The organism is Coleofasciculus sp. G2-EDA-02, from assembly GCF_040226375.1.
Lineage (GTDB): Bacteria > Cyanobacteriota > Cyanobacteriia > Cyanobacteriales > Coleofasciculaceae > Coleofasciculus.
In genome coordinates this window covers 53,573-76,888 of the sequence record NZ_JAVKEW010000122.1, presented here as the reverse complement: position 1 = coordinate 76,888, position 23,316 = coordinate 53,573, and the positions used below count along the sequence as shown (strand labels likewise).

Annotated in this window: 21 protein-coding genes; 9 read left to right on the top strand and 12 right to left on the bottom strand. The window is 45.1% G+C overall.

Translation table 11 applies throughout. The annotated features are described in order from the left end of the window. Nucleotides 1–75: 75 nt before the first annotated feature. From RLO19_RS14010 to RLO19_RS13990, 5 genes are all read right to left on the bottom strand, one after another. Nucleotides 76–408 (bottom strand): hypothetical protein, encoded by a 333-nt coding sequence (locus tag RLO19_RS14010; RefSeq protein WP_446357270.1) that lies wholly within the window; start codon nucleotides 406–408, stop codon nucleotides 76–78. 334 nt (nucleotides 409–742) lie between these two features. Next, nucleotides 743–2,176: a c-type cytochrome gene (locus tag RLO19_RS14005; protein WP_446357268.1), complete on the bottom strand. Its 1,434-nt coding sequence runs from the start codon at nucleotides 2,174–2,176 to the stop codon at nucleotides 743–745. A gap of 165 nt (nucleotides 2,177–2,341) precedes the next feature. Further along, nucleotides 2,342–2,767 carry a hypothetical protein gene (locus RLO19_RS14000; RefSeq protein WP_446357266.1) on the bottom strand — a complete coding sequence of 142 codons (426 nt, stop codon included), beginning with the start codon at nucleotides 2,765–2,767 and terminating at the stop codon, nucleotides 2,342–2,344. Between the two features lie 177 nt (nucleotides 2,768–2,944). After that, nucleotides 2,945–4,402: a c-type cytochrome gene (locus RLO19_RS13995; RefSeq protein ID WP_446357264.1), complete on the bottom strand. Its 1,458-nt coding sequence runs from the start codon at nucleotides 4,400–4,402 to the stop codon at nucleotides 2,945–2,947. Nucleotides 4,403–4,606: 204 nt separating this feature from the next. Beyond that, nucleotides 4,607–6,034, bottom strand: coding sequence for an NADH:flavin oxidoreductase (locus RLO19_RS13990; RefSeq protein WP_446357262.1), 1,428 nt, complete (start codon nucleotides 6,032–6,034; stop codon nucleotides 4,607–4,609). A 243-nt stretch (nucleotides 6,035–6,277) separates the two neighbouring features. Here RLO19_RS13990 and RLO19_RS13985 point away from each other — a divergent pair, with 243 nt between their 5' ends. The 3 genes from RLO19_RS13985 (at nucleotide 6,278) to RLO19_RS13975 (ending at nucleotide 10,576) form a co-directional block, all read left to right on the top strand. After that, a complete protein-coding gene (locus RLO19_RS13985; protein WP_446357300.1) occupies nucleotides 6,278–7,072 on the top strand; it encodes an SDR family NAD(P)-dependent oxidoreductase in 795 nt (264 codons plus the stop codon). Between the two features lie 342 nt (nucleotides 7,073–7,414). Then, nucleotides 7,415–9,205 carry a peroxidase family protein gene (locus RLO19_RS13980; protein WP_446357260.1) on the top strand — a complete coding sequence of 597 codons (1,791 nt, stop codon included), beginning with the start codon at nucleotides 7,415–7,417 and terminating at the stop codon, nucleotides 9,203–9,205. 435 nt (nucleotides 9,206–9,640) lie between these two features. Next, nucleotides 9,641–10,576, top strand: a complete 936-nt coding sequence (locus RLO19_RS13975; RefSeq protein WP_446357258.1) for a hypothetical protein — start codon at nucleotides 9,641–9,643, stop codon at nucleotides 10,574–10,576. Here the strand turns inward: RLO19_RS13975 and RLO19_RS13970 are convergent. Then, nucleotides 10,570–11,175 (bottom strand): YdcF family protein, encoded by a 606-nt coding sequence (locus RLO19_RS13970; RefSeq protein ID WP_446357298.1) that lies wholly within the window; start codon nucleotides 11,173–11,175, stop codon nucleotides 10,570–10,572. The two genes, RLO19_RS13975 and RLO19_RS13970, sit on opposite strands and share 7 nt — an antisense overlap. A gap of 354 nt (nucleotides 11,176–11,529) precedes the next feature. Here RLO19_RS13970 and ctpB point away from each other — a divergent pair, with 354 nt between their 5' ends. From ctpB to RLO19_RS13945, 5 genes are all read left to right on the top strand, one after another. Next, entirely contained in the window at nucleotides 11,530–12,852 is a 1,323-nt protein-coding gene (gene ctpB / locus RLO19_RS13965) for a carboxyl-terminal processing protease CtpB (RefSeq protein ID WP_446357256.1), read from the top strand. A gap of 766 nt (nucleotides 12,853–13,618) precedes the next feature. Continuing rightward, entirely contained in the window at nucleotides 13,619–15,064 is a 1,446-nt protein-coding gene (locus RLO19_RS13960) for a circularly permuted type 2 ATP-grasp protein (protein WP_446357254.1), read from the top strand. 94 nt (nucleotides 15,065–15,158) lie between these two features. Next, nucleotides 15,159–16,109 carry an alpha-E domain-containing protein gene (locus RLO19_RS13955; RefSeq protein ID WP_446357252.1) on the top strand — a complete coding sequence of 317 codons (951 nt, stop codon included), beginning with the start codon at nucleotides 15,159–15,161 and terminating at the stop codon, nucleotides 16,107–16,109. Nucleotides 16,110–16,259: 150 nt separating this feature from the next. Further along, a complete protein-coding gene (locus tag RLO19_RS13950) occupies nucleotides 16,260–17,171 on the top strand; it encodes a transglutaminase family protein (RefSeq protein ID WP_446357250.1) in 912 nt (303 codons plus the stop codon). A gap of 68 nt (nucleotides 17,172–17,239) precedes the next feature. Then, entirely contained in the window at nucleotides 17,240–17,413 is a 174-nt protein-coding gene (locus RLO19_RS13945; RefSeq protein ID WP_446357248.1) for a hypothetical protein, read from the top strand. A gap of 341 nt (nucleotides 17,414–17,754) precedes the next feature. On the opposite strand, the gene RLO19_RS13940 is transcribed toward RLO19_RS13945, so the two are convergent. The 3 genes from RLO19_RS13940 to RLO19_RS13930 form a co-directional block, all read right to left on the bottom strand. Then, nucleotides 17,755–18,648 carry a vitamin K epoxide reductase family protein gene (locus RLO19_RS13940; protein WP_446357246.1) on the bottom strand — a complete coding sequence of 298 codons (894 nt, stop codon included), beginning with the start codon at nucleotides 18,646–18,648 and terminating at the stop codon, nucleotides 17,755–17,757. Between the two features lie 54 nt (nucleotides 18,649–18,702). After that, nucleotides 18,703–19,491, bottom strand: coding sequence for a peptidase (locus tag RLO19_RS13935; protein ID WP_446357244.1), 789 nt, complete (start codon nucleotides 19,489–19,491; stop codon nucleotides 18,703–18,705). Nucleotides 19,492–19,775: 284 nt separating this feature from the next. Beyond that, nucleotides 19,776–20,528, bottom strand: coding sequence for a DUF4230 domain-containing protein (locus RLO19_RS13930; protein ID WP_446357243.1), 753 nt, complete (start codon nucleotides 20,526–20,528; stop codon nucleotides 19,776–19,778). A gap of 334 nt (nucleotides 20,529–20,862) precedes the next feature. Here RLO19_RS13930 and RLO19_RS13925 point away from each other — a divergent pair, with 334 nt between their 5' ends. Continuing rightward, nucleotides 20,863–21,888, top strand: a complete 1,026-nt coding sequence (locus tag RLO19_RS13925; protein ID WP_446357241.1) for a hypothetical protein — start codon at nucleotides 20,863–20,865, stop codon at nucleotides 21,886–21,888. Nucleotides 21,889–22,071: 183 nt separating this feature from the next. On the opposite strand, the gene RLO19_RS13920 is transcribed toward RLO19_RS13925, so the two are convergent. The 3 genes from RLO19_RS13920 to RLO19_RS13910 all read right to left on the bottom strand — a co-directional run bounded on the left by RLO19_RS13920 (nucleotide 22,072) and on the right by RLO19_RS13910 (nucleotide 23,181). After that, on the bottom strand, nucleotides 22,072–22,203 hold the full coding sequence (locus RLO19_RS13920; RefSeq protein ID WP_446357239.1) for a hypothetical protein: 132 nt from the start codon (nucleotides 22,201–22,203) through the stop codon (nucleotides 22,072–22,074). A 16-nt stretch (nucleotides 22,204–22,219) separates the two neighbouring features. Beyond that, nucleotides 22,220–22,351: a hypothetical protein gene (locus tag RLO19_RS13915; protein WP_446357237.1), complete on the bottom strand. Its 132-nt coding sequence runs from the start codon at nucleotides 22,349–22,351 to the stop codon at nucleotides 22,220–22,222. A gap of 113 nt (nucleotides 22,352–22,464) precedes the next feature. After that, the gene (locus RLO19_RS13910; RefSeq protein ID WP_446357236.1) at nucleotides 22,465–23,181 is read right to left on the bottom strand and encodes a response regulator; all 717 of its coding nucleotides are present in this window, start codon (nucleotides 23,179–23,181) and stop codon (nucleotides 22,465–22,467) included. Nucleotides 23,182–23,316 lie beyond the last annotated feature (135 nt).

Here is a 23,316-nt window from a genome sequence, read left to right as displayed (position 1 = left end):
AAGCATTTGTCGTAAATGTTTCAACGCTTATGGCAAAGACAGCGCAACGATCAATTTTTCCTGCCCACAGAACCGTCAAATTTGACGAAAACGCAGCATCTGCAAAAGTTCATCAGTATCCATTTCTAACGCTTCAGCGATATCCTCTAATTCCGCATCTGTTGGTCTTGCGCCATCTTTGATTTCCTGGAGTCGTTCATCTGAGATGGGTGGATTATCTTTATACTCTTGAGTCCATTCCAATCCTGCCACTAAGTCGCTCAGTAGTGGCTTACCCAAGGCATCGACATAGCGTTGAATCCGCTGATTTATCGCCTTTTGCAGAGTCCGCAGTTCATCAATCCTTAAATTGTCCAAGCCATCAAGGATTTTTGGCAGCGTTAGTGGTTGTTTATCTGAATCAGTCATGGGATTTGTAATTACCCCTTCAGAAATAAGGGGTGCAGGGGTGCAGGTTTGTCGGGGCGGATTTGACAGATAATGTGATTTAAAAAACTGATAACTTGACTAAATCCGCCCTCTTTAAGGTGCAGGGAAGCCAAGGAGAATTGAGCCGCTCAGTCAGTAGTGTGAGCATCTGACTCCCATTTAGAAGTACGTCAGCTAAATGTTTGCGCTTCGCTTTCCACACGACTTTTGCTGATATGGAGATGCTCCCTACTGGCTTTACCCTTATGCCAAAATCTTACCATTTTTTATTTGAATCGTTGACAAAGGACAAATGACAAATCACGAATAACACTTAAAGCGATTTCAAATACTCAATCAACGCCTGCTTATCCTCAGCCACCAACTCTGTACCATAACTATGACCTTGATTGCTATTTCCCCTCACCATCGTATCATATCTAAACCCCTCTTTCTTCGCCTCTACTCCTTCAGCAATAAACCCTACTTTTTCCGAATCATACACATCATATCCTCGATAAAACACTTTCGTCCGCTTCTGTGGGATTTCCAATAAATCTGTTAAATACGGGACTGAACCATTATGCAAATAGGGCGCTCTTAACCACAAACCATCTAACGCCACCGCGACATATCCATTAGTTTTGCGAAGCTGCTCAAAATCCCAATCATACCCTTCGGCAAACTCGTTATACGCATCAGCCGCTTCTTGCGCCCACATATCTAAACGATAGCGGTCAGTACCAATCTCATCAATAGGAATAACAGTTCCAATTCCTTCGCCGCCTAACCCATGACAAGAGGCGCAGTTACTTTCAAAAATTTGACTCCCTTGTGCAGCTAAAGCTTGGTCAATTTTATATGGATATTTTGGCGCGGGTAATTGACGAATATAATCCTCCACCCGCTGTAATCCCTGAATATTAATTGACTCCTTCGTCGCACCATCACCAATCGCTCCAGTATTCACGGTTTCTGTGAGTGATGTTTCTAACCCATCCCAATGTAAGGCAAATCCTTCATGTTGATTTTGATTCCAAATCGACATCATATCTGAATTGCCAATTGTATCATCTAGGGGTAGTCCTAAAACTCGAAACTTCACCGGATTAAACGGAGCAATTCGTCCCGGTCCTTGATCCGGTCGTTCTTCCATCCAGGCAAAGGATTCTTTAAGTTCTAATAACTCTTTCCGGGTGCGGGGAATAATAATAAACCGATAGAGTAGCTTATCAAACCAAGACAGGTCGTAATTATATCTAATTTCATCTAAAATATAGTCCGGATTAAATCGGGGATCAGTGGCACAATCACTGAGAAAGCGAATATAACCTTGCAGATTGAATTTATTCGAGGGTCCCCCTAGAACAATGGTTGGTTTATCTTTTGGGGTTTGGCGATAGGTTGCACTATGACACAGCGCACAGGTTATTCCTTGGCGGGGAAAGCCGATAATTTTTTTAGAAAAGCCAACAGGTAATTCTTGTCCTTCTTCCCAGGTAATTCCTAGGGAGGTATAGCCACCAGGTTTTGGGAGTTTATCCGGGAAAATCCGAGGTAATACTAGCCAAATCCAATAGGGAACTCCTTCGGCATTTTCGGTACCTATCGAACCGTATTTAAAATGATCTTCGACTGATTCGTAATAGGTGTCTACTTCGCGAAAAAAGTTATACCATGCCAGATATCCCACACTACCAATTAGCAGAATTATAATAATTACAATCGCTGTAATTGTTCGTCCAATTTTTGAGGTTTTACTTTCCACAAAATTCTCCTTATTGTTGTTTAGTTTAGTCCTATTGCTTTTAATGAAAAAAGCAATAGATAGACGTGATAGTCTTGGGCAACCCACTCCAATTGAGTGGGCTCCCAGGTTAATTGGTGCAAGTGGGTCACTGCTACCCGTCCAATTTCTCCGAAAATGACCGATTTAGGAAAATTTCTGGGCTGTTTCTGGCATTTCAGGCTGTTGATTCCGCATCGCTAAGAATAACAGAATCCCTTGCACAATTATGAAAAATACATCCACTAAAGCAATCGTGAGAAATCCTAACTCTTGCCCAAAGAACAAAACAGCACTTAGGAAAAAAGTAGCGCCCGCGCCCCGTGTAACGAATACTGACATCCAAGCCGTTGCTTTGTAGCGATAAGGATCAATTGCTCCCGGAATATACAAAATACTAAGTTCCAGTAGCAATAGTCCAGCCGCCCGTACCCAGATAATTGGCACGGGTATTTGCATCTTTAATAGCGAAAGTAGAACTTCTGGAAAAAAGCAGAGGGGAATTATAAAAAACATATTCACCACAATGCCTAGCCAGACAACACGACAAAACCATTTTGCATAAGAATTCATGATTTTTTCTCTTGATTCTAAAAGATGGGGGACAGAGGGGAAATGGGGAGACAGGGGGGATAAGGAGGTTAATTCACAACTCGGTCGAGGCGGGTTCAGCCGCATCTGGGTGACAAAAATGATAGTAGTGAATCTGGTCTATATACAAAACTCTCGCACTTATCCAATCTCCAAAAATTAAAGCGTTTTCAAATACTCAACCAATGCAGTTTTATCCTCCGCAGAAAGTTCGATGCCATACAAATGACCCTTGTTACTATTGCCAGGTACGGTAGTGTCAAACTTAAAATACTGCTTCCCCTTCTCCTGGGCAACCGTTGAGACAAAACCGACATCCTCTTGATCAAATACATCATACCCGCGATAGAATACCTGAGGACGGTTTTCTGAATCCTCTAACAAGTCTCGTAGCGTCGGTACAGACCCATTGTGCAAATAAGGCGCTCGCAACCAGATTCCATCTAATGGCATATTGGCATAACCATCGGTCTTACGGAAATTCTTGAACCGTTCCGGCGTCCCCGCAAACAGGGTATTTTGATTAGACAGCAACTTGTAGGTATAAGAATCTAACCGATGGGGGTCAGTACCAATTTCCCCAATCGGCGTCACCTTACCCAGCTTCGCCCCACCAAAGGCATGACAACTGGCACAATTATTTTGATAAATTGGCTGACCCTTAGCCGCTAATTCCCGATTAATCGGGTACGGATAAGTCGGTGGAGGAAGTTCCCATAACCAATCCTCAATTCGCTTAATCCGTTCCAAATCCGCCGTAACCGGAGTCACTCCTGCACCCAAAGCTGCACTTAAATTACGTTCATGAACCGATTTGTTATCCCCATCCCAATGCAGTTGCAATCCTTCACGGGGTTTTTGATTCCATATAGAGGGTAAATCAGCCGTACCAATTTTTTCATCTTCTTCTAACTCATCCATCGGGAAGCGAAACTGAATCGATTTATAGGGATTAAACGTATCCACCCGTCCTGAACCCCAATCCGGTTGTTCGTTTAAAAAAGCCAGTTGACTCCCTTGAGTAATCAACGCATCTCTCGTTTGGGGAATAACCAGATAGCGATAAATTAACGTCTGAATCGGATTAAAGTTTCCCCCTTGGGCATCAATTTCGGCTAAAATTCGGTTTGGTGTGAATCGTTCATCCAAAGCCGTTTTTCCCAGAAACTGAATATACCCTTGCAGATTCACTGTATTTGATGGCATCGTGGGGATAATTTGAGACTCACTCTCAGGCTTATCCCGCAGCGAACCGACATGACAAATCGCACAATTCAAGCCAACGCGGTCAATCAAAACGCGACGCTGAGAAAACCCAATGGGGCGGTCTTTTCCCGGCTCGTAAAGAAAACCTAGGGACTGATACCCTTCACCGGGCAATTTGTCAGGAAATACGGCGGGTAGAACTTTCCAAATCCAATAGGGCAACCCATTTTCTGGTTCACTGCCAATTGACCCATATTTAAAATGGTCATTAATATCAGCATAATCCACAGGATTATTCAAGAATAGGGGAGAAATTAAACCAATAATTGCAGCGAGTAAAAATCCCGCAAGCACAATCCCTAGTTTCTTAAAATTCTTGCCTTTTGACTTCAAGGGCGTTGATTCTTCCATAATTAATAATTAGTGATTGGTGATTTAAGCTGTTCGGCATTTAAACCTTAATGTCAGCTAAAGAGGGCTGAAGCCCTCACTACGAAGCCAATCTATTGCACCATTTTAGTTGGGTCACGCCAGTAGAGGCAGTTAGTTTTTGCTATTATCGCTTGTTGTCACCCTAATGTTAATAAACCCGCCCACGCCTCTCCTATAGTCCAGTCACCGAAACGGTGCAGGATCAAACACAGTCATAATTTCTGCAATCATTTCATCCGAGTTATTATAGCGGTGTAACTCATAACAACCGAGAGGATTTTCTAAGGCATTGAGTAAGCATTTGTTGCAGTAAGTACAAGGACGTTCTGGCAAGTCTTTTCCTGCCTTAAACTGGTGAACTAGGTCATTATTTGCGACTAAGGGACGGGCAATACTAACCGCATCGCAGAATCCCTCCTGAATTGCCCGACGAATATAGGACGCCTGCTGAAACCCTCCCGTACAAATAACTGGAATATTCACCTGCTTTTTAATCTCAGCCGCGTGATTAATGCTAACCCCTTGATACTTCTGCAACAATTCCTGCATCTGTTGGGAATTCACGAACGTCTGGAACGACTCATTCAATGCTTGCGCCTTTACCTCTAATCCCTGAATCGGTTGATCTTGGGTCTGTTTCTGAACTCGATTCCATAAGAATAAGAAAATTGGATACAACAGGGGAAACCGAAACAGTAAATAGTTGCGAAAGGTATGAATCCCACTGGATAACATCAAATCATACCAGCGCATTGCCTCCATTCTGGGAAATTCACCGGGAGGGTTCAAGGGATGAGGAAATAGACTGCCCGTGGAAATATGAATCCCATCAACTCCAGCCGCTTCCATCCACTTACAAACTTGAATCGAATCCTCTAGGGTATTCCCCGGCTTTTCCCACGGAATCACGGCATTATTATAGTCCACCGCACTAATCTTAGCTTGTAGGTGAAAGTCATCACCCACTTCTTGACGAATTGCTCTAATAATCTCCAACAAAAAGCGAGCGCGATTTTCTAAGGAACCCCCATATTCATCATTGCGGTCATTAATCCCAGAACTGAGAAATTGGGTAATTAAATAACCATTGGCGCCGTGCAGTTCCACACCATCCAATCCCGCCTCTCGCGCCCGTCTCGCCCCCGCCGCAAACGCCTGAACTGTTTCTTGAATCTCAGCCTTTGTCATGGCTTGACATTCAAAACCATGAAACGATTCCGTGATACTGGTTGAACTGAGGGCTTTTAAATCAAGGTTTTCCACGCCACTCACATCCTGCTGACGCCCTGAATGGCTCAGTTGCATGATAAATTTGCAGTCATACTCATGCACAACTTCCCCAATTTTACGCCAGAAGGGAATGCGGTCATCTCGGTCAATCGTGGCATAGTTTGGCAGGATTCGTCCCCGAATTTGCACGGGCGTAAACGATGAAATAATTGCACCTACGCCTCCTCTGGCAAACTTCTGTTCCCAATTGATTCTGGCTTGGTTACCGGAACCATTATAGTTATCGAATCTGCCGGAAATATTCGAGCGAAAAATGCGATTGTTGACAGTCAGGTTCCGGAATGTTATGGGTTGAAAAATGATATCGTTGTCATTTGTCATTTGTCATTCGTTATTGGCGGCAAGGGACGTTTATATAAGATAATTATAAAAATCCAGAATATTCTAATTTTTCAATTATGGCAACTCCTGGGACAACTGAGTTTATTTTAAGATTTGTTAAAAGTATCCGGGTTTTGTGGCGAACAGGCTGAGGCTGGTTATCATCAATGGAACAAACAGAGGCGGTTTGAACCAACTCAATCGCCTCTGTCGTTGCTCAGACTCTCTATTGCTGGTTTCAAAATGTCTTCCCTCAATCCCCATCACCCCCAAACTGCTCTGATTACTGGCGCATCCAGTGGTATTGGTTATGAGTTGACCAAACTATTGGCTCGCGATCGCTATAATTTAGTCTTAGTTGCCCGAAGTGGCGATAAGTTGCAGCAGATGGCTGACTCATTCACCGATAAATTCGGGATCACGGTAAAAACAATAGTCAAAGATTTGTCTGACCCGAACAGCCCTCAGGAAATTTTTGCCGAACTTCAACAAGAAACCATGACTGTTGATGTTTTGGTAAATAATGCTGGCTTTGCCACTTACGGATTTTTTGAGCAAATTGACCTGATGACGGAACTTTCGATGATGCAGGTTAATATGGTTGCCTTAACCCATCTGACCAAGCTATTTATACCTCAAATGATCCAAAACAAGCAGGGAAAAATATTAAATATTGCCTCCACTGCTGCCTTTCAACCTGGACCTATGATGGCAGTTTACTACGCCACCAAAGCTTATGTCCTGTCCTTCTCAGAAGCCCTCGCCAATGAAGTCAAGGAATCCGGAGTAACCGTGACAGCCCTTTGTCCTGGACCAACAGAATCTGGATTTCAAAAACGGGCAAATATGGAACAATCAAAATTGGTCAAGGGACGCCAGATTATGGATGCGAAAACGGTTGCTAAGATTGGCTATCGAAGCATGGTGGAAGGCAAACCAGTCGTTATTCCTGGTGTAAGAAACAAACTGCTGGCTTTATCGGTTCGCTTTCTTCCCCGAACAATGGTGACTCAAGTGGTCAGAAGTATGCAAGAATGATGAGAGAATTTTGAGTGTTAATGATTAAGTAATTGTACTCAAGCTTCCGACTATCCAGCATTTACTCTTTATCGGGACTTGCCTTCTAAAGATGTAACTTTATCCCCCTGCTTCTAGACGTACTATGGTACGTCTGGAAGATCGTGTCTTCTGTTTCTCGAAAGTTATATGATTAAAAAAGTTGGTATGAATTGGGTAAAATTGGGATTAATTCAGGAGATTTGGTAAAGGGGTTGTCGGAAATAGGCATGGGACTTTACCATTAAGAATATTGAATTTAGTCCCGATTACGTCCCGACACGGTTGTTAATTATTGTATCTAAATAATAAGGAATTTAAATCATGGCTAAATCATCCAAATCGGCTCAAGGTCGGCAAAAACCTTGGCATCAATTACCCATTCCGCTGGCATTAGTAAAATTATTCCAGTTCCGGAACCGAATGCGGCAAGAAAACCTACATGATACAGCAAAATTACCTAGCCAAGGTGATGGAACACAACCTACACCCAGCCCAGATGGTCACCATCTCAAGATTCGTACAGCCGACGGGAGTTTTAATAGCCTGGAGATGCCAGAAATGGGTCAGGCGGGTTCCCGTTTTGGACGCAACGTTCCCCTACAATACACTCATCCTGACCAAAAGAATTTACTCGAACCCAATCCGCGTACAATTAGCCGCAAATTACTGACAAGGGATAAATTTGTACCCGCTAGCACTTTAAACTTACACGCCGCAGCTTGGATTCAATTTCAAACCCATGACTGGTTTGCCCATGGGGGTACGTTAGAGAAGAAATTTGAGATTCCTCTAGAAGCAGATGATCCGTGGCCCCAAGAATATCGACCTCTAGAAGTGGGCGCGACTTTACCCGACTCCACTCGTCCCGACGGAGATACCAAAAATCCCCCCACCTTTGTGAACCGAGTCACTCATTGGTGGGATGCGTCACAAATTTATGGTAGTGATCAGGATACCATTGATAAGCTGCGGACTCATGTCGATGGTAAGCTAATTATCGGTGACGATAACTTATTACCCATCAACCCAGACAATGGCATCGACCTAGCGGGTTTTGATGAGAACTGGTGGGTAGGCTTGAGTATGTTACATACTCTATTCGTCAAAGAACACAATACTATTTGCGATCATCTCAAAAACGAATATCCCGATTGGAAAGACGATGATCTGTTTAATCACGCCCGACTAATTAACGCCGCCTTAATCGCCAAAATCCATACCGTTGAATGGACGCCTGCAATCCTGGGACATCCCGCCTTAGAAATCGCCATGAACGCCAACTGGTGGGGATTTTTAGGTCAACATGTCAAACGATTATTTGGGCGTATCGGAGAGGGAGAAGTCCTCAGTGGTATTATCGGATCACCCACAGATCATCATACTGCCCCCTACTCTCTCACCGAAGAATTTGTCTCGGTCTATCGGATGCATCCCTTAATGCCAGATGAGTTTGAATTTTACTCTCTCAAGAATGGGGAATTACGATTAACTCAAAATCTATTTGAAGTATCAGGGAATCGTAGCCGGACGCTAGTGGATAAAGTAGGTATGCCCGATTTATTCTACTCATTTGGGATCACTCATCCTGGGGCAATTACCTTACATAATTACCCGCGTTTTCTACAGCAATTAGTCCGGGATAACGGCGAAGTCTTCGATCTAGCCGCTGTTGATATATTACGCGATCGCGAACGCGGCGTTCCCCGTTATAATCAATTCCGTGAACTCATTGGTCGTGAACGGGTCAAAACCTTTGAGGACATCACCGAAGACCCGCAATGGGCAAAGGAACTACGGGAAGTTTACAACAACGACATCAACAGCGTTGATTTAATGGTAGGCATGTTTGCCGAAAACCCACCCGCCGGGTTTGGCTTCAGTGATACAGCCTTCCGTATCTTTATCCTAATGGCATCCCGACGACTCAAGAGCGATCGCTTCTTCACCAAAGACTACACCGCCGAAGTCTACACTCAATGGGGTTTAGACTGGATTGACAACAACAGTATGTTAACTGTTCTGCGCCGCCATTATCCTACAGTCAGCCCTGCTTTATTCGGCGTACAAAATGCCTTTGCCCCCTGGCGTAAAGTTGGTGTTTCGGGATATTAATCATTAAGACGTCCCCCTTGTAGATCTCCCTTCCGTCCCCCTTTAGATCCCCCTCCCGTCCCCCTTATAGATCCCCCTCCCGTCCCCCTTTAGATCCCCCTCCCGTCCCCCTTTAGATCCCCCTCCCGTCCCCCTTTAGATCCCCCTCCCGTCCCCCTTAAAAAGGGGGAAGCCATAGGATGCGAGAGCTCTTGTTGCACGGGGAAGCCAGAGGATGCGAGAGCTCTTGTTGCACGGGGAAGCCAGAGGATGCGAGAGCTTTTTTTGCACGGGGGAAGCCAGAGGATGCGAGAGCTTTTTGTTCCATGGGGGAGACCAGAAAAAACTAACGGATTTAACCCATAAGTTGAAGCAATCAAGGAGAACTTTTTGGACTTTCCCCATAAAACTTAAAAGACACTACAAACCCCAATACTTTTTTACCCAGTCACTCCAATGAAAAAGCAGCAAAAATTTTGGCATAATGCCCACAATTTAGAGCCACTCCCTAACGACTATGAATCTTGGAATGCTGCAAAAAAGCAGGACTTTATTTGGCAGCAAAGAATTTTAGAATCCCGCTACGATAACCTACCGCCACTCAAAAAAATTGACGTTATCGGCTTATTATTTACTCTCTTAAGCATCAAAATGGATCGCTTAGCCGATGAAGCGCCCCGCAAATGGAACAAAGCCATTCACGCCCATGCAAGTGTGGCTAAGGTTAAGTTAATCCCCACCCCCACCACTCCATTTACCGGTTTATTCAAAGGAGCCGACTATGGTCTTCTACGATTATCCCTCACGGCTGATCCCAGCGATCGCGGATTTGCCCCAGGGTTAGCCCTCAAGCTTTTGGTGGATGGCAAACCCTCCGAAAACTTCTCGGCGTTGGTTTCCCTCACGGGTCAAGGCAATAACTATAATTTCTTTGCCAATGAATTGTCTAATATCGTTCCCGAAGAAAACGATTTAGGTCCTAAATTCATCAATTTAATCTTCCGCCGCGTCAGCAAATTTCCCCGCAAACTCTATTTACAAGGCTTTGCCAAAATAGACCAAACGGGTCATCCAGAACCTGATCCCTTTTATCCCTATCGCCTTTTTCTCGTTCCCAATCCCACTATTCAGTTTCCTGAACAACCACCCCATGATTTCAGAGATGACCTTGCCACAATTCCTGTTGGAACCTCTTTATTTTCCCTCTATGCCGTTGATCCCAAAAACGTAGGAGACGAAAACGCCAACCAGAACGCTGATATTATAGACGAGCCAAGTTATCGCCAAAACGCCCAACTAATCGGACATCTGGAAACCACCTCGGAATTTGTGGCATCCTACTACGGTGATAGCCAACTCTTTTTTAGACACCAACGCTTCGCCAATCAATAATCTAGCTTTAACCACCATTGATATTCACAGTCGAATCCTGACTTGCGCCAAGCCGATAAATCCACCTCCGTTAGTGGTGTTACCTCAGAACAGTGTGGCTGAATTCCCTGACTCAACAGCGCCCAAACCAGACTGCGCGTCATATCCAGTCCCGTCTTCAACCACGATTCCTGATTACCTGGAATCCCCCGTTCCTGTACCGTATCCACATCCACCCAAATCCCATTCGCCCCCAAAAGAATTTGCGCCATCCACCCAGCTCGTGGTAAATGGCTCGGAGAGGTAATTAACTGAACATGACGCACCCCCCAGCGACGTAAAATGGGAATACCGAAGTAAAAATTACCAAACGTGGAATCCGCACATTTTTCTAACCAAACCTGACCTATTGGCGCGTTATACTTTTGAAAGATGAGCCAAATACAGGGTTCATCAGAGCCTTGAGAAATCAAAACGGGAGTTTGGGGATGTTGTTTCACTAACTGAGCCACATAAACCTCCCGGCGAATACTTCCCCCCAAAACAAAAAACGTATCCACAGGTGCAGAGGCTCCTACCTGCAACCTCACTATATTGGCAAGTAACCCTATACTAAGAATAACGACTAGGCTTAATAGCCCTAAGCCTAACCAGCGTAGTCGTTGCTTAGACAGTAGCCAACGCCCAAACCCTAGCCAATGGCGTGTAATCAATCGTCTCACTCAGGCTTACCACTTGATGCACTCTTACTGTCCGAGGCGAAGAGATTGTCTTCATCAACAGGACAATAGGTAAACTGGCACAAAATTTCTGGAAATGAGCCAGATAAGTTGAGTATAGTAGCAATAGACGGATTTGATGCCGCCAGAACCATGCTATCCCTACTCAGGGAATGCTAACGGTAGAAGCCAACGACTGGGTACGCTTTGACTGTCCGCTTTAAACCCACCCATAGTCTGTTCGACGTATTTCCCATGAATCAATATCCCAAAACCTTCCCTTGGCTCAAAAGCATCCTCTTAACTGGTGCGATCGCAACAACAGCCACATTATCATGGTTAGCCCCAATTGGCAGCAATCGCTCCGTCTCGGCGGCGCTTCAGGATAGTCCCAAGACTGTTGTTGATGAAGTTTGGCAAATTGTTAATCAGGAATACGTCGATCCCTCGTTCAATCAAGTGGATTGGCGAGCAACCCGTCAACAGCTACTCAACCGAAATTATACGTCTGTCGAACAAGCCTACCAAGCCATTCGCGACGCCCTAGAACCTATTGGTGATCCCTACACTCGCTTTTTAGAACCAGAACAATTTAAAGCCCTAACTGATCAAACAGCGGGTGAACTGTCTGGGGTAGGAATTCGCATGGGTGTTGATGAGAAAACCAAAAAGCTGGTTATTGTTGAACCGATTCAAAATTCGCCGGCGTTTGAAGCCCAACTTAAGTCGGGAGATAAAATCCTCGCCATTGATGGCAAATCCACTCAAGGAATGAGTGCGGAAGAAGCTTCGGCGTTAATTCGGGGAGAAGTCGGCTCATCGGTGATACTGCAAATTTCTCGTCAAGGGCAAAGTCCTTTTGATGTCACTCTAACCCGCGCCCAAATTGAGCTACCTTCTGTACACTATACCCTCAAAAACGAAGGTCAGATGCAGGTGGGTTATATCAGCGTCGATGAATTTAGTTCCCATGCGGCGGAACAAATGCAACGGGCAATCCGCAATCTGGATAGTCAAAAGGTGGATGGCTATGTTTTAGATTTGCGTGGAAATCCTGGAGGGTTATTATACGCCAGTATTGAAATTGCCCGCATGTGGATCAATGATGGTGAAATTGTCCACACAGTTGATCGTAAAGGCGGAGAACAAAAATTTTCTGCCAACAAAACCGCCCTGACTCAACTTCCTCTCGTTGTCTTAGTTGATGGCAATTCAGCCAGCGCTAGTGAAATTCTAGCAGGTGCGCTCAAGGATAATAAACGGGCAATGGTTGTCGGTTCGACTACATTTGGTAAAGCCGTCGTGCAGTCTGTCCATTCCTTATCCGATGGTTCGGGCTTAGCTGTTACGATTTCCCGCTACTATCCTCCTAGTGGTATTGATATTAATCACAAGGGAATTGCCCCTGATGTGAAAATTGATTTAACTCGCGCCCAACAGCAGCGTTTAGTGACACAACCGATGTTACGTGCCACAATCGAAGATCCTCAATATAAGCAAGCGATTACCATTCTCGAAAATACAGTGCTAGCACAACGGGGTTTGAATAAACCGACTGAACCAATTAGTGTTCGGTAAGACTATCAATTGGGTTGGTTATTAGTCATTGGTGATTTGTTGTCTACTAATGACCTCCATTGAGCGACAGTAGGGGTTTGGTTACCAAACCCCTACTACGGCGTGGTGAGGATGTCTTTGCAAGAGTTTGAGCCTAAACCTGCCCCTATCATCAGACAGACGTGCCATGGCACTCTAGTTATCATGATAAATTCGGGCTCCTCACCCCCGTTATTAATCGCCGGGCAAAAGGGGGTAACAAAGGCAGATTTGGTATCACAAATCAATTGGGTCTAACCAAAGAGTTAGACCCAACCGATCGTTCTATTAGGACTTTTCAAGCCGTTAATTTTTCAGGTTTTAATCTGAGCTTACTAATGTTTGCAATATTCCACAGGTTCACCGCTTATTGACCCGCATAAATCTGTCTTTCTGGACTTGAGTTGGGTTTCGGTTTCCACCGAATCTAACCCCTTACTGCTATGCTAGGTTAGTTACTTCTGTGGCAGAGTCAAAGATAGGGGATGATCGTCATAACCTCTGACTCTTTGTTGGTTTTTCTCCAGTTATTATGACTCTGGAGGACGACCTCCATATTCAAAGTAACATGATTGTCCCTAGTTGCCAAACAGGATTTACTAAAGTTTAGAAGTTGTTACAAATAGCAATTTTTTCGGTAAGCTTTACCTGAACTCCCAGTAAACGGTAATATTCACTACAGTTCTAGATCCGATTTAGACCAATCTTGTAATACGTAGGGTGTACATCGAGGAGGGGTGTAGTCAACGTGGCAGTACAATGGGATCTCTACAATCCAGAAGAATTCTATGATGAGCTGTTCTCAGCCAAAGGACAGCCACGACCGTCAGCAGCCGCCCTGATTAATTGGATGCAGGGATTGCGCCCTGATGAACTCCAGCAACACCGGGAAACTGCTCAAGTCGCCCTGCTGAAGTTAGGCGTAACCTTCAGCGTCTACAGTGATAATCAGGGCATTGAACGGGTGTTTCCCTTTGATATCATTCCCCGGATTATCTCAGCTCAAGAATGGGAAACACTAGAGCAAGGACTGAAACAGCGGATCACAGCGCTTAATCTCTTCCTCAACGACATGTATGGGGAACAGCGCATTCTCAGCGATGGCAAAATCCCCTACGAAATTATTTTTTCGGCAAAAGGATTCCTCAAACCTTGCGTAGGCTTAAAACCCCCAAGCGATGTCTGGTGTCACATTACCGGAACCGATTTAGTTCGCGATCGCGACGGTCAGTGGTATGTTCTAGAAGATAACCTGCGTGTGCCTTCGGGCATCTCCTACGTCCTAGAAAACCGTCGGGTGATGAAAACTACATTCCCGGCAATCTTCCAAACTATGGCAATTAAGCCAGTGGATGACTATCCCAGCCATTTGCTAGAAACCCTGCTCAATTTAGCGCCACATCAACTTCCTGACCCCACCGTCGTCGTCCTTACCCCTGGTATTTACAACTCTGCATACTTTGAACATTCCTTTTTAGCCCAGCAAATGGGTGTGGAATTGGTTGAAGGTCGGGATTTAGTCGTCGTGGATGGCTATTTGCAAATGCGAACGACTAAAGGATTGCGGCGAGTGGATGTGGTGTATCGCCGTGTCGATGATGACTTTTTAGATCCCCAAGTCTTTCGTCCCGACTCTTTGTTAGGTGTACCTGGACTCATGGAGGTGTATCGCCAAGGGCGAGTCGCCTTAGCCAATGCACCCGGAACAGGTGTAGCCGATGATAAGGTTGTCTATGCTTATGTCCCAGAAATGATTCGTTATTACTTGGGAGAAGAGCCAATCTTATCGAATGTCCCCACCTATTTATGTTGGCAGGAAGAAGACCGAAACTATGTTTTGAATAATTTAGAGAAAGTCGTGGTTAAGTCTGCCAATGAGTCGGGGGGTTATGGGATGCTAGTGGGTTCGAGTTCCACTGAGGCGGAACGGGCGGACTTTGCTGAACGGATTAAAGCAAATCCTCGCAATTATATTGCCCAACCCATCCTTTGCCTGTCGCGAGTGCCAACCTTGATTGATCATCAGGTAGAAGGACGACATGTCGATTTGCGCCCTTACATTTTGCATCGGGGAGACGATGTTTACGTTCATCCCGGTGGATTAACCCGTGTGGCTCTGAGAAAGGGCTCTCTGGTGGTGAATTCATCCCAAGGTGGAGGAAGTAAGGATACGTGGGTGCTTAACCACTCATAAATATGAAGTAGGAATTTGTATTTCCTCTCCCCTGTTAAAAAGTTCCTTGAAAAAGGACTAATGACTAATTAGCAATAACCAATCAAAAATACTTATGCTAAGTCGGGTTGCTGATTCTATCTACTGGCTCAATCGCTATATCGAACGTGCGGAAAATATCGCTCGGTTTGTGGATGTTAATTTAAATTTAATGCTGGATATGCCACCGGGAGTGACCCAGCAGTGGAAACCGTTGGTGATTACAACTGGGGATTCAGATTTATTCCGCGATCGCTACGGGGAAGCTACCTCGGACAACGTTATCCGCTTCCTCACCTTTGACTCAGATTATCCCAACTCAATTTTATCGGTACTTCAGCTCGCTCGTGAGAACGCCCGTTCGATTCGGGAAGTGATCTCCTCAGAAATGTGGGAAGAGGTCAATGAATTTTTCCTGATGGTTAAAGAGGCTTCCCAAGGAGGAGCGTTGCAAGCCTTACCTGATTTTTTCACCCAAGTCAAACTGGCTAGCCATCGCTTTGCTGGAGTTATGGATGCCACGATGACTCATAATGAGGGATGGCATTTTGGGCAACTGGGTAGATTGCTAGAGCGGGCAGATAAAACGACCCGAATTCTAGATGTAAAGTATTTTGTGTTACTCCCGTCTGTACAGTGGGTGGGAACACCATTGGATCAAATTCAATGGATGTCACTGCTCAAATCTGCCAGTGCTTATGAAATGTATCGCAAGTCCCAGCATCGGATTACACCCACCAGTGTCGCCGAATTTCTGATTCTCAACCGTCAGTTCCCCCGCTCAATTCACTTCTGTCTGGCGCAAGCGGAACAATCGCTGCATCAAATTACGAGCACTCCTCGGGGAACGTGGTGTAACCCAGCCGAACGTGCTTTAGGTCGTTTGTGTTCTCAACTCGGATATCTAACGATAGAAGATGTTTTCGAGCAGGGTTTGCATGAATTTTTAAATCAAATGCAAATCGAAATTAATCAAGTAGGCAACCAAATCTCGACAACATTTTGTGCGGTAGAACCTGTAGCCTAGTACCCCTAGGCGGAAGTCAAAAGCCTGCCCTTGAGCGCAGCGAAGGGTCAAAAGTTATTGGTGACAAGCTAGCTTTAGTTTATAAACCCGTCCCTACAATTAACTTAGGATTTATTACTTAGGACTTATTACTTTGTTTGATGAATTATCGTGCGTTACAAAATTTGCCACACCACAACCTATACGTATAATCAGCCCGTTATTCTAAAACCCCATATCTTGAGGTTAAGCCCCCGCTGTGACGGGACTCAGAAACTGCATTCGTTTACACTAGACGTTGAACCCAAACCCACAAGCATTTCCGAGATTATCGAACTAGAAGGGAATGCGATCGCGAAACTTTGGTTTAATACCAGCACCGAACAATTAGCGATCAGTGCTACATCCGTTGTCGAAACCTGTCGCACCGATCCCGATAACATTCAACTGGAACCTTGGGCAACTCAATTACCCATTGACTACCCCAGTTATTGGTTATCTCAGTTACAGCCTTATCAGCAATTTTATGATCCCCTCTTAGTGGACGCAATAAAGCAATTAGCCCAGGACATTTACCAGCAAGTCAAGGGTGATACCGTTAACTTTGTCAAAACACTCAACCAACATCTCTACAGTCATTGTAAACCCCAATATCGGGAAAAAGGGGCACCTTGGTCCCCCAGTAAAACGTGGCAATTAAAGCGCGGATCTTGTCGAGATTTAGCGGTGCTATTCATGGACGTTTGTCGGGTGATGGGATTAGGCGCACGGTTTGTCAGTGGGTATCAGGAAGGTAATCTAGAACGATCGCAACGATACCTTCATGCTTGGGTAGAGATTTACTTACCTGGTGCAGGGTGGCAAGGCTATGATCCCAATCAAGGCGTCGTTGTCACGGATCGCCATATTCCCCTCGTGGCTTGCGCTATACCCCGTTATGCTGCCCCGATTTCGGGTGCGATCGCGACGACTAAATCGGTGGGTGAAGGCGCTAGGAAAATTGAGTCTGATATGAAAATTAATTTGTCTATTGCCAGAGATGAATATAGCGGTTTTCAGTCTGAGACAATACACCTCTCATAAGTTGAATGTCACACTCCTTAAGCCGAGAACTAAAGTTCTGGCTAAAAGCTTAAACCCGTTAAAACGGGTTGAAAGACTTCCCTAGTGCAGCGCCCTTGGAAATACTTGAGCAGCTTCGTAGATACAATGAAGCAGGGGAAGCAGGGGAAGCAGGGGAAGCAGGGGAAGCAGGGGAAGCAGGGGAAGCAGGGGAAGCAGGGGGAGATATTAGCTGTTCAGTTATTTCTGCCTTCTTGCACTAGTAAGTTCCATTTTTATCGCAACCGCCATAGCGGTTAGGACACATCATTTGGTAGAGACGTTGCCTCATTTGGTAGAGACGTTGCATGCAACGTCTCTACAACAGTTCGCTTGTCCTAATCGATGTGTCTACTGCTATACTTGAGCAAAGATAAGAAATTTATTTCCTGGCGTCCAAGTTGGCAAGATTCGGTTTAAAAAGCGTGCCATTCTATAATAATTAATGTAGGGGCGGGTTTAGCCACTAACCCTAGCTAGTTACCAATAACTGAACAACAAAACCCGCCCTGGCTAGTTACAGCCGTTGCCATTAAGGTGAGTACGACAAAGGATGAATGACTATTTAATAAGGAAACTCATACTTAAACGCCTCTGAACCCTGATAGCCAGAAATATCTGCCAATCTTTCTAACGGTTGCACCCCTGGATAAAACTGTCCCTGAATTTCCCAGGTGGGAACTCCTTGAATATTAGCAGCTTGACAGCGTTCGGGTTGGGCATTTTTGCCACGAGGATTACATTCAATGTAATCAATTTGATTAAATGCGGCTTGACCAAAAAGTTGTTTTTGTTCGTGACAATGAGGGCAAGTAAATGCACCATACATCTTTGCCCCTACTGTGTTCAGATGACCTGCTAAGGCGAGTTCAGCCGCACCGGAGATATGGGTAATGGGTGGACCAGATTCTCCTGTAGTAGCGCTAGCGCTAGGAACATCAGTATAGACTCCCAGTATCCCCGTAAACGTGACCAAACCAACCGCCAATCCTGTCAGCGTGACTTGTCCAATATCTTGCCAATCATGACCGATCGTAGTCCACAGAAATAGGGTTAAGGACAACAGCGCCGAGGCGATGCAGTAGGGACAAACTCCCTTGACAATAAACAGCATTACGTACATCAGATAGCTGCTACTCACCAGCATACAGGTGGTAATTGCCAGCATAACCAGCCAACTGGATTGCACCCACTCGGATGACAAGGATTTAATAGCTAAGGGTGCTAGGGAAACCCCTAACAAAGTGGTATAGGCAAGAAATCCCCATAGGGGTAGAGGGAGTCCAAAAAGCTGGGCATAAGGACTTTCTAGCACCGCTTGACAGCCATGAGTGGGACAAATTTCCGCCGCTTTTCCCAACCATTCAACCACTGTGAGGAATGCCGTTTCCAGCATTCCCAAAACTGCGAGCGCACCAATCCAATATCGATTTGTCATTTGTCCTTTGTCATTCGTCATTCGTCATTCGTCCTTGGAAGAGGAACAGGGAACAGGGAACGGGGAATAGGGAATTCAATCAATCAGAATATCTTCTTGCTGATTATCCTCTACTGGATGCTGCCATTCAATATTGGGCATAGATTCAAAGGCACGCCGTAACGAGTCCTCCCACAACTTGCGAATTTTTGCCAAATAGGGATCACCTAGACGCAGTTGCAGTTTCTGGCGAGTCATAAAGGTGCCAGCTTCATACATAACCAAGTTAATCGGTGGTCCGACTGAAATATTTGATTTCATGGTTGAATCGATAGAAAGCAGAGCGCACTTAGCAACAGCTTCTAGTGGCATATCATAGGTAAGAGTTCGGTCGAGGATGGGTTTGCCATACTTGGTTTCGCCAATTTGCAAAAACGGCGTTTCCAGCGTGGCTTTAATAAAATTACCTTGGGTGTAAATTAGATAAAGTTGGGGGTCTTCGTCACGTTGGGGGTCTTCGCCGCGAATTTGACCCCCGACTAACAAGCTACAGTTAAAATCAATGCGATCGCGTTCTAGCCAAGGGCGATCTTGCTCTTGAATTTGCCGCAGTTTGCTGCCAATGTAACGAGTTACCTCATACATATTCGGGAGGGAGTGGATATTCAGTTCTTCCTGATTCTGTAGATCCCGATGCAACCGATTGATTACCCCTTGGGTAATCGAAAGGTTTCCCGATGTACATATAATAATCGCTCGTTCTCCTGGCAGGGAAAAATCAAAAAGTTTATTGTAAGTAGAAATATAGTCTACCCCGGCATTGGTGCGAGAGTCCGCCGCTAAGACTATACCAAAACGGTTAATAATGCCCAGACAGTAAGTCATCGTCAAATTAAGTCCTCTTGAATTCGACTGGGAACCTGATGCAAAAACCCGGATTTACTCCCATTAGCCAATTGATGGCATGGCGTAGACTGCTGTTGCCTGGACTGGATGGGTGAATCGTCCCTTTGGTAACGTTTTATACTACTCCTACGCATCTTCATTGGTATATTAATGAGTTCTCTAATTCCAGCGTAATCCTCCTGAGGAACTTCTGGAACAAAAAAATCTTCCCCATCTTCCCCATCTCCTTTGTCTTCTCCACCCTTGAAGCCTCTGCGCCCCCATCAAGGAGCTATCCCAGAATGAGCTGGCTGAGAGGCTAACGCCGCCGACTGACAAGTTCCAGGTATCGGGGATTGAGTGTTCACCTGCACCTGTTTATACCCGGCTGTTGTTAACAACTGACCCACGACGAGTTCGGCGCGTTCGTTGGCTTTTTCTAATACCCCTTGCTCGCAAGCATTGAAGACAATTTTTTTCAAGGTTTCTTGTTGCGCCAACATCTGCAACTGGGGCGCTGTATCGGGTCCTAATCCCAAGAAGCCGCGATCGTAGTCATACACCTGAGACCGATTCACGTCAATTTTGCTATCTAAAATTTTGGGGGGTGGGAGTTGAACTTGGAGCGTATCATTGACAATTTGCACATTTTCTGGTTTTAATTCTGCCAAATCGACACCAGCCCGCACCTCACCATAAGCAATATAAAGGAGTGTGGTTTCCGCGATCGCATAACCTGCCAAAGTGCGAGCTTGACGGGTAGGAACCACCGCCTCCATCGTAAAAACAGCCGTGGTCAAGTCGCTAACCTCCCGCACTTGCTGGACAATCAAAGAGCGCACGTCAACTTCGGGTGCGGGTTGAGGGGTGCTAAATAGGGTAGTCACTTGCCCCAAAAAACGAGACCCCGTTCGCCATAACCCAATGCCAAAAATCAGGGCGACAACCACCGTAGCGCCTGTGGTCATCATCATCAGGTTTCTCAGTATCCCGAACGCATTGGGACTGAGCTGATATTTGTCAAACGGATTATTCATGGCATTACTCCTTCAACCGGGCTGTCTGGATGGCTCTAACTATAAGATTAGCGCTTTGCCAGAAGCCGGACTTTTTGATTAAATGTATCTCAGAATACAAAGAAAACGAGTTAAATCTCTCCTCTACTCCTCTAGAACACCGATTCAGCAATCAAATCATATTCCTCAAAAAGGGTAACATAAGCCAGAACTGATATCTTGAACCTGTCCCATTCATCCACTCCTACAATTGAATCAGGGCGGGTCTTGTTGAGCCGTTATTGGCTCTTCAGCTAGCGCTAGTGCCTAAAACCGCCCCGACAATTGATTTCTTTAGCCAGGCAAGGTGTCACCAATGGGTTTCAAATTCGTCAAACCAGTTCAACGATTCCTACTGAGTACAGCGTTACTTTCTTTGGGACTCTGGAGTTCCCCGGTATACGCTCAAGTCTCTGATGCTCAAGTTTCAGCACTTGTGGAAGCCTTGCGACTAGCCGCACCGCAAACTGGGAGGGCAGATGATGGACTCTATAGTGACTGGCAAATTAAACCGGGTAACATTCCCCGATGGTCAAAGCAATGTATTGGACGAGAACTTTCACCTGCCGATTTTGAAGCCTCTCCTGTCACGGCGCGGGCTATTTTGGTTTGCGTGATGCGGGATGTGTTGAATGAGCAGTATCGCGCCAGTAATAATAATGAATCCGTGGCAATACAACGAACAGCCGCTTGGTGGATGACTGGGGATGGGAGTCAATATAATAGCGTTCCTCGAAACTCTTACACCTACACTTACATTCAGAATGTTCTGAAAAATTACCAACAGCAACGCCGCAATCCCCAGGCGCAAAACCCAGCGAATCCCGCCCAACCCACCACTACTCCCTCTGCAACAAAACCAGCATCGTCTTCTCCACCTACAGAACCTCAATCGTCAGCCGCCTCTCAACCTCAAGCCGCCGCCCGTTCCTCAGCTAATAACGCGATTTCTGATACTAAAGTCGCCGCTTTAGTGGAAGCACTACGACGAGCAGCACCGCAAACGGGAATAGAAAATGATGGACTTTACAGTGATTGGCAAATTAAACCAGAAAATATTCCCCGTTGGTCTAATCAATGTATTGGAGAGGAACTAACACCCGCCGATTTTGAAGCGAGTCCGGTGACTGCCCGTACTATTTTAGTTTGCGTGATGGGAGATGTGCTTAATAAAGAGTATAAGGCGAGTGGTAATAATGAGACAGTGGCGGTACAGCGGGCTGCGGCTTGGTGGATGACAGGTGATCCCCAGCAATATAATCAGGGTTCAACGGCGGCTTATACTCAACGAGTTTTAAATTTTTATCGGCAATCTTTCTTGAAGTTATTCCCCCATTTGTAAGTAATAGGCATAGCGACTAAGATGGTCGCACCGCTGCTGAAATGGGTTGGATTTCAATGGTTGTGGTGTACAAGGGTTCTTTATAAACCAATTAACTGTTTAAATCGTTCATTATCGAGTTCCGTTAACCAGGACTCATCATCCCCCACAATTTTAATTTTCAAAACTGGGCTAGGTTCGTGGTCAGGAGTTTAGCCCCATTAAATCATGCAGAAATATTTGACCGGCTTGATTGATATCCTCATCCAAGGAAAACGTCATACTCCGAACTCGGATGTCATTAGTTTTGATATCCAGTGGTTCTTTTAAATCCATGGGATAGATGAGATGCTTAGTCGTGAAAAGCACCTTTTGGGAAAAAGCTGAGAGTGGCTTGATTTGCATCACCGAGTTCGATGATAGTTGGTAGATGGGGTGATTGATCATCAATCACTTTAATCTTCACTTGGATCGGTTCTGTCACTGTTTTTCCACCTCCTATTGTTGCTATATTATCTTATTTTAGCTGAATTTAATTGAAGGAATCTAAAGTACCGCTTTCTGGGAATTAAAATATTACTTACGCTAGAACGTTCACTACATCAACCCAGAACGAATCGCCTGAACTGCTGATTGAGTGGAACCATCACCACGTAGTTTTTCTAAAACATTTCGGACATAAACTTGAACCATTTCCACTGGAATATCTAACCGTTTAGCAATCATGTCATTATCGTACCCCTCAATAATGAACTGCAAAACGGCTAACTCCTGTTCAGTCAAAGGACAAGCTGATATAAGTGGGCTGGACTCGCTAATAGAAGCCTGAATCGGTACTGTTTCTTTTGCGGCTGCTATCTCAGGCTGAGCTTGGGTTAAACTGGCATGTTTTAGGACAGTTTTAGCAATTTCGGGATCGAGCCAAACATCGCCTTTATGGGTAAGTTTAATCGCCTTTAATAATTGCTCTCGGTTAACCGTTTTCATGCAATAAGAATTCGCACCCGCTGCCAATGCAGCCATAACAGTTTCTTCATTTTCCTGTAGGGTTAAGATTAAAATTTTTGTAGAATTATATTGCTGATGCTCTTTAATCTTTTGGAATCGTCGAGTTAACTCAATGCCATCCATATCAGGAAGTCCAATATCAACAATCCCAACATCCGGTTTAACCGTTTCCAGTAAAGTTAACCCATCAGCACCGTTTGTCGCTTCACCAACCCATTCAATCTCATCACTCTGTTGCAAGGCTGTTCTGAAGCCCATCCGAGTCAGTTCATGGTCTTCAATCAAAACGACTCTAATTTTACTCATTATCAATCTTTAATATCAGGTTTGCCAATAATCAGGTATTTTTTTCGCGTCGCCGAACATTTGTGCTAATTATGTCCTAGGATGCTTTTAAGCCGTCGTGCATTGAAATTAGGTTATACCCGCGAGCAAGATGTT

Bases quoted from the DNA above. Each gene is read 5' to 3' on its own strand.
- RLO19_RS13925 (WP_446357241.1), top strand. From the start codon at position 20,863: ATGGGTTTCAAATTCGTCAAACCAGTTCAACGATTCCTACTGAGTACA.
- RLO19_RS13990 (WP_446357262.1), bottom strand. From the start codon at position 6,034: ATGACAAATGACAACGATATCATTTTTCAACCCATAACATTCCGGAAC.
- RLO19_RS14010 (WP_446357270.1), bottom strand. From the start codon at position 408: ATGACTGATTCAGATAAACAACCACTAACGCTGCCAAAAATCCTTGAT.
- RLO19_RS14000 (WP_446357266.1), bottom strand. From the start codon at position 2,767: ATGAATTCTTATGCAAAATGGTTTTGTCGTGTTGTCTGGCTAGGCATT.
- RLO19_RS13955 (WP_446357252.1), top strand. From the start codon at position 15,159: ATGCTAAGTCGGGTTGCTGATTCTATCTACTGGCTCAATCGCTATATC.
- RLO19_RS13935 (WP_446357244.1), bottom strand. From the start codon at position 19,491: ATGACTTACTGTCTGGGCATTATTAACCGTTTTGGTATAGTCTTAGCG.
- RLO19_RS13910 (WP_446357236.1), bottom strand. From the start codon at position 23,181: ATGAGTAAAATTAGAGTCGTTTTGATTGAAGACCATGAACTGACTCGG.
- RLO19_RS13995 (WP_446357264.1), bottom strand. From the start codon at position 4,402: ATGGAAGAATCAACGCCCTTGAAGTCAAAAGGCAAGAATTTTAAGAAA.
- RLO19_RS13980 (WP_446357260.1), top strand. From the start codon at position 7,415: ATGGCTAAATCATCCAAATCGGCTCAAGGTCGGCAAAAACCTTGGCAT.
- RLO19_RS13975 (WP_446357258.1), top strand. From the start codon at position 9,641: ATGAAAAAGCAGCAAAAATTTTGGCATAATGCCCACAATTTAGAGCCA.
- RLO19_RS13940 (WP_446357246.1), bottom strand. From the start codon at position 18,648: ATGACGAATGACAAAGGACAAATGACAAATCGATATTGGATTGGTGCG.
- RLO19_RS13985 (WP_446357300.1), top strand. From the start codon at position 6,278: ATGTCTTCCCTCAATCCCCATCACCCCCAAACTGCTCTGATTACTGGC.
- ctpB (WP_446357256.1), top strand. From the start codon at position 11,530: ATGAATCAATATCCCAAAACCTTCCCTTGGCTCAAAAGCATCCTCTTA.
- RLO19_RS13930 (WP_446357243.1), bottom strand. From the start codon at position 20,528: ATGAATAATCCGTTTGACAAATATCAGCTCAGTCCCAATGCGTTCGGG.
- RLO19_RS13920 (WP_446357239.1), bottom strand. From the start codon at position 22,203: ATGGATTTAAAAGAACCACTGGATATCAAAACTAATGACATCCGAGTT.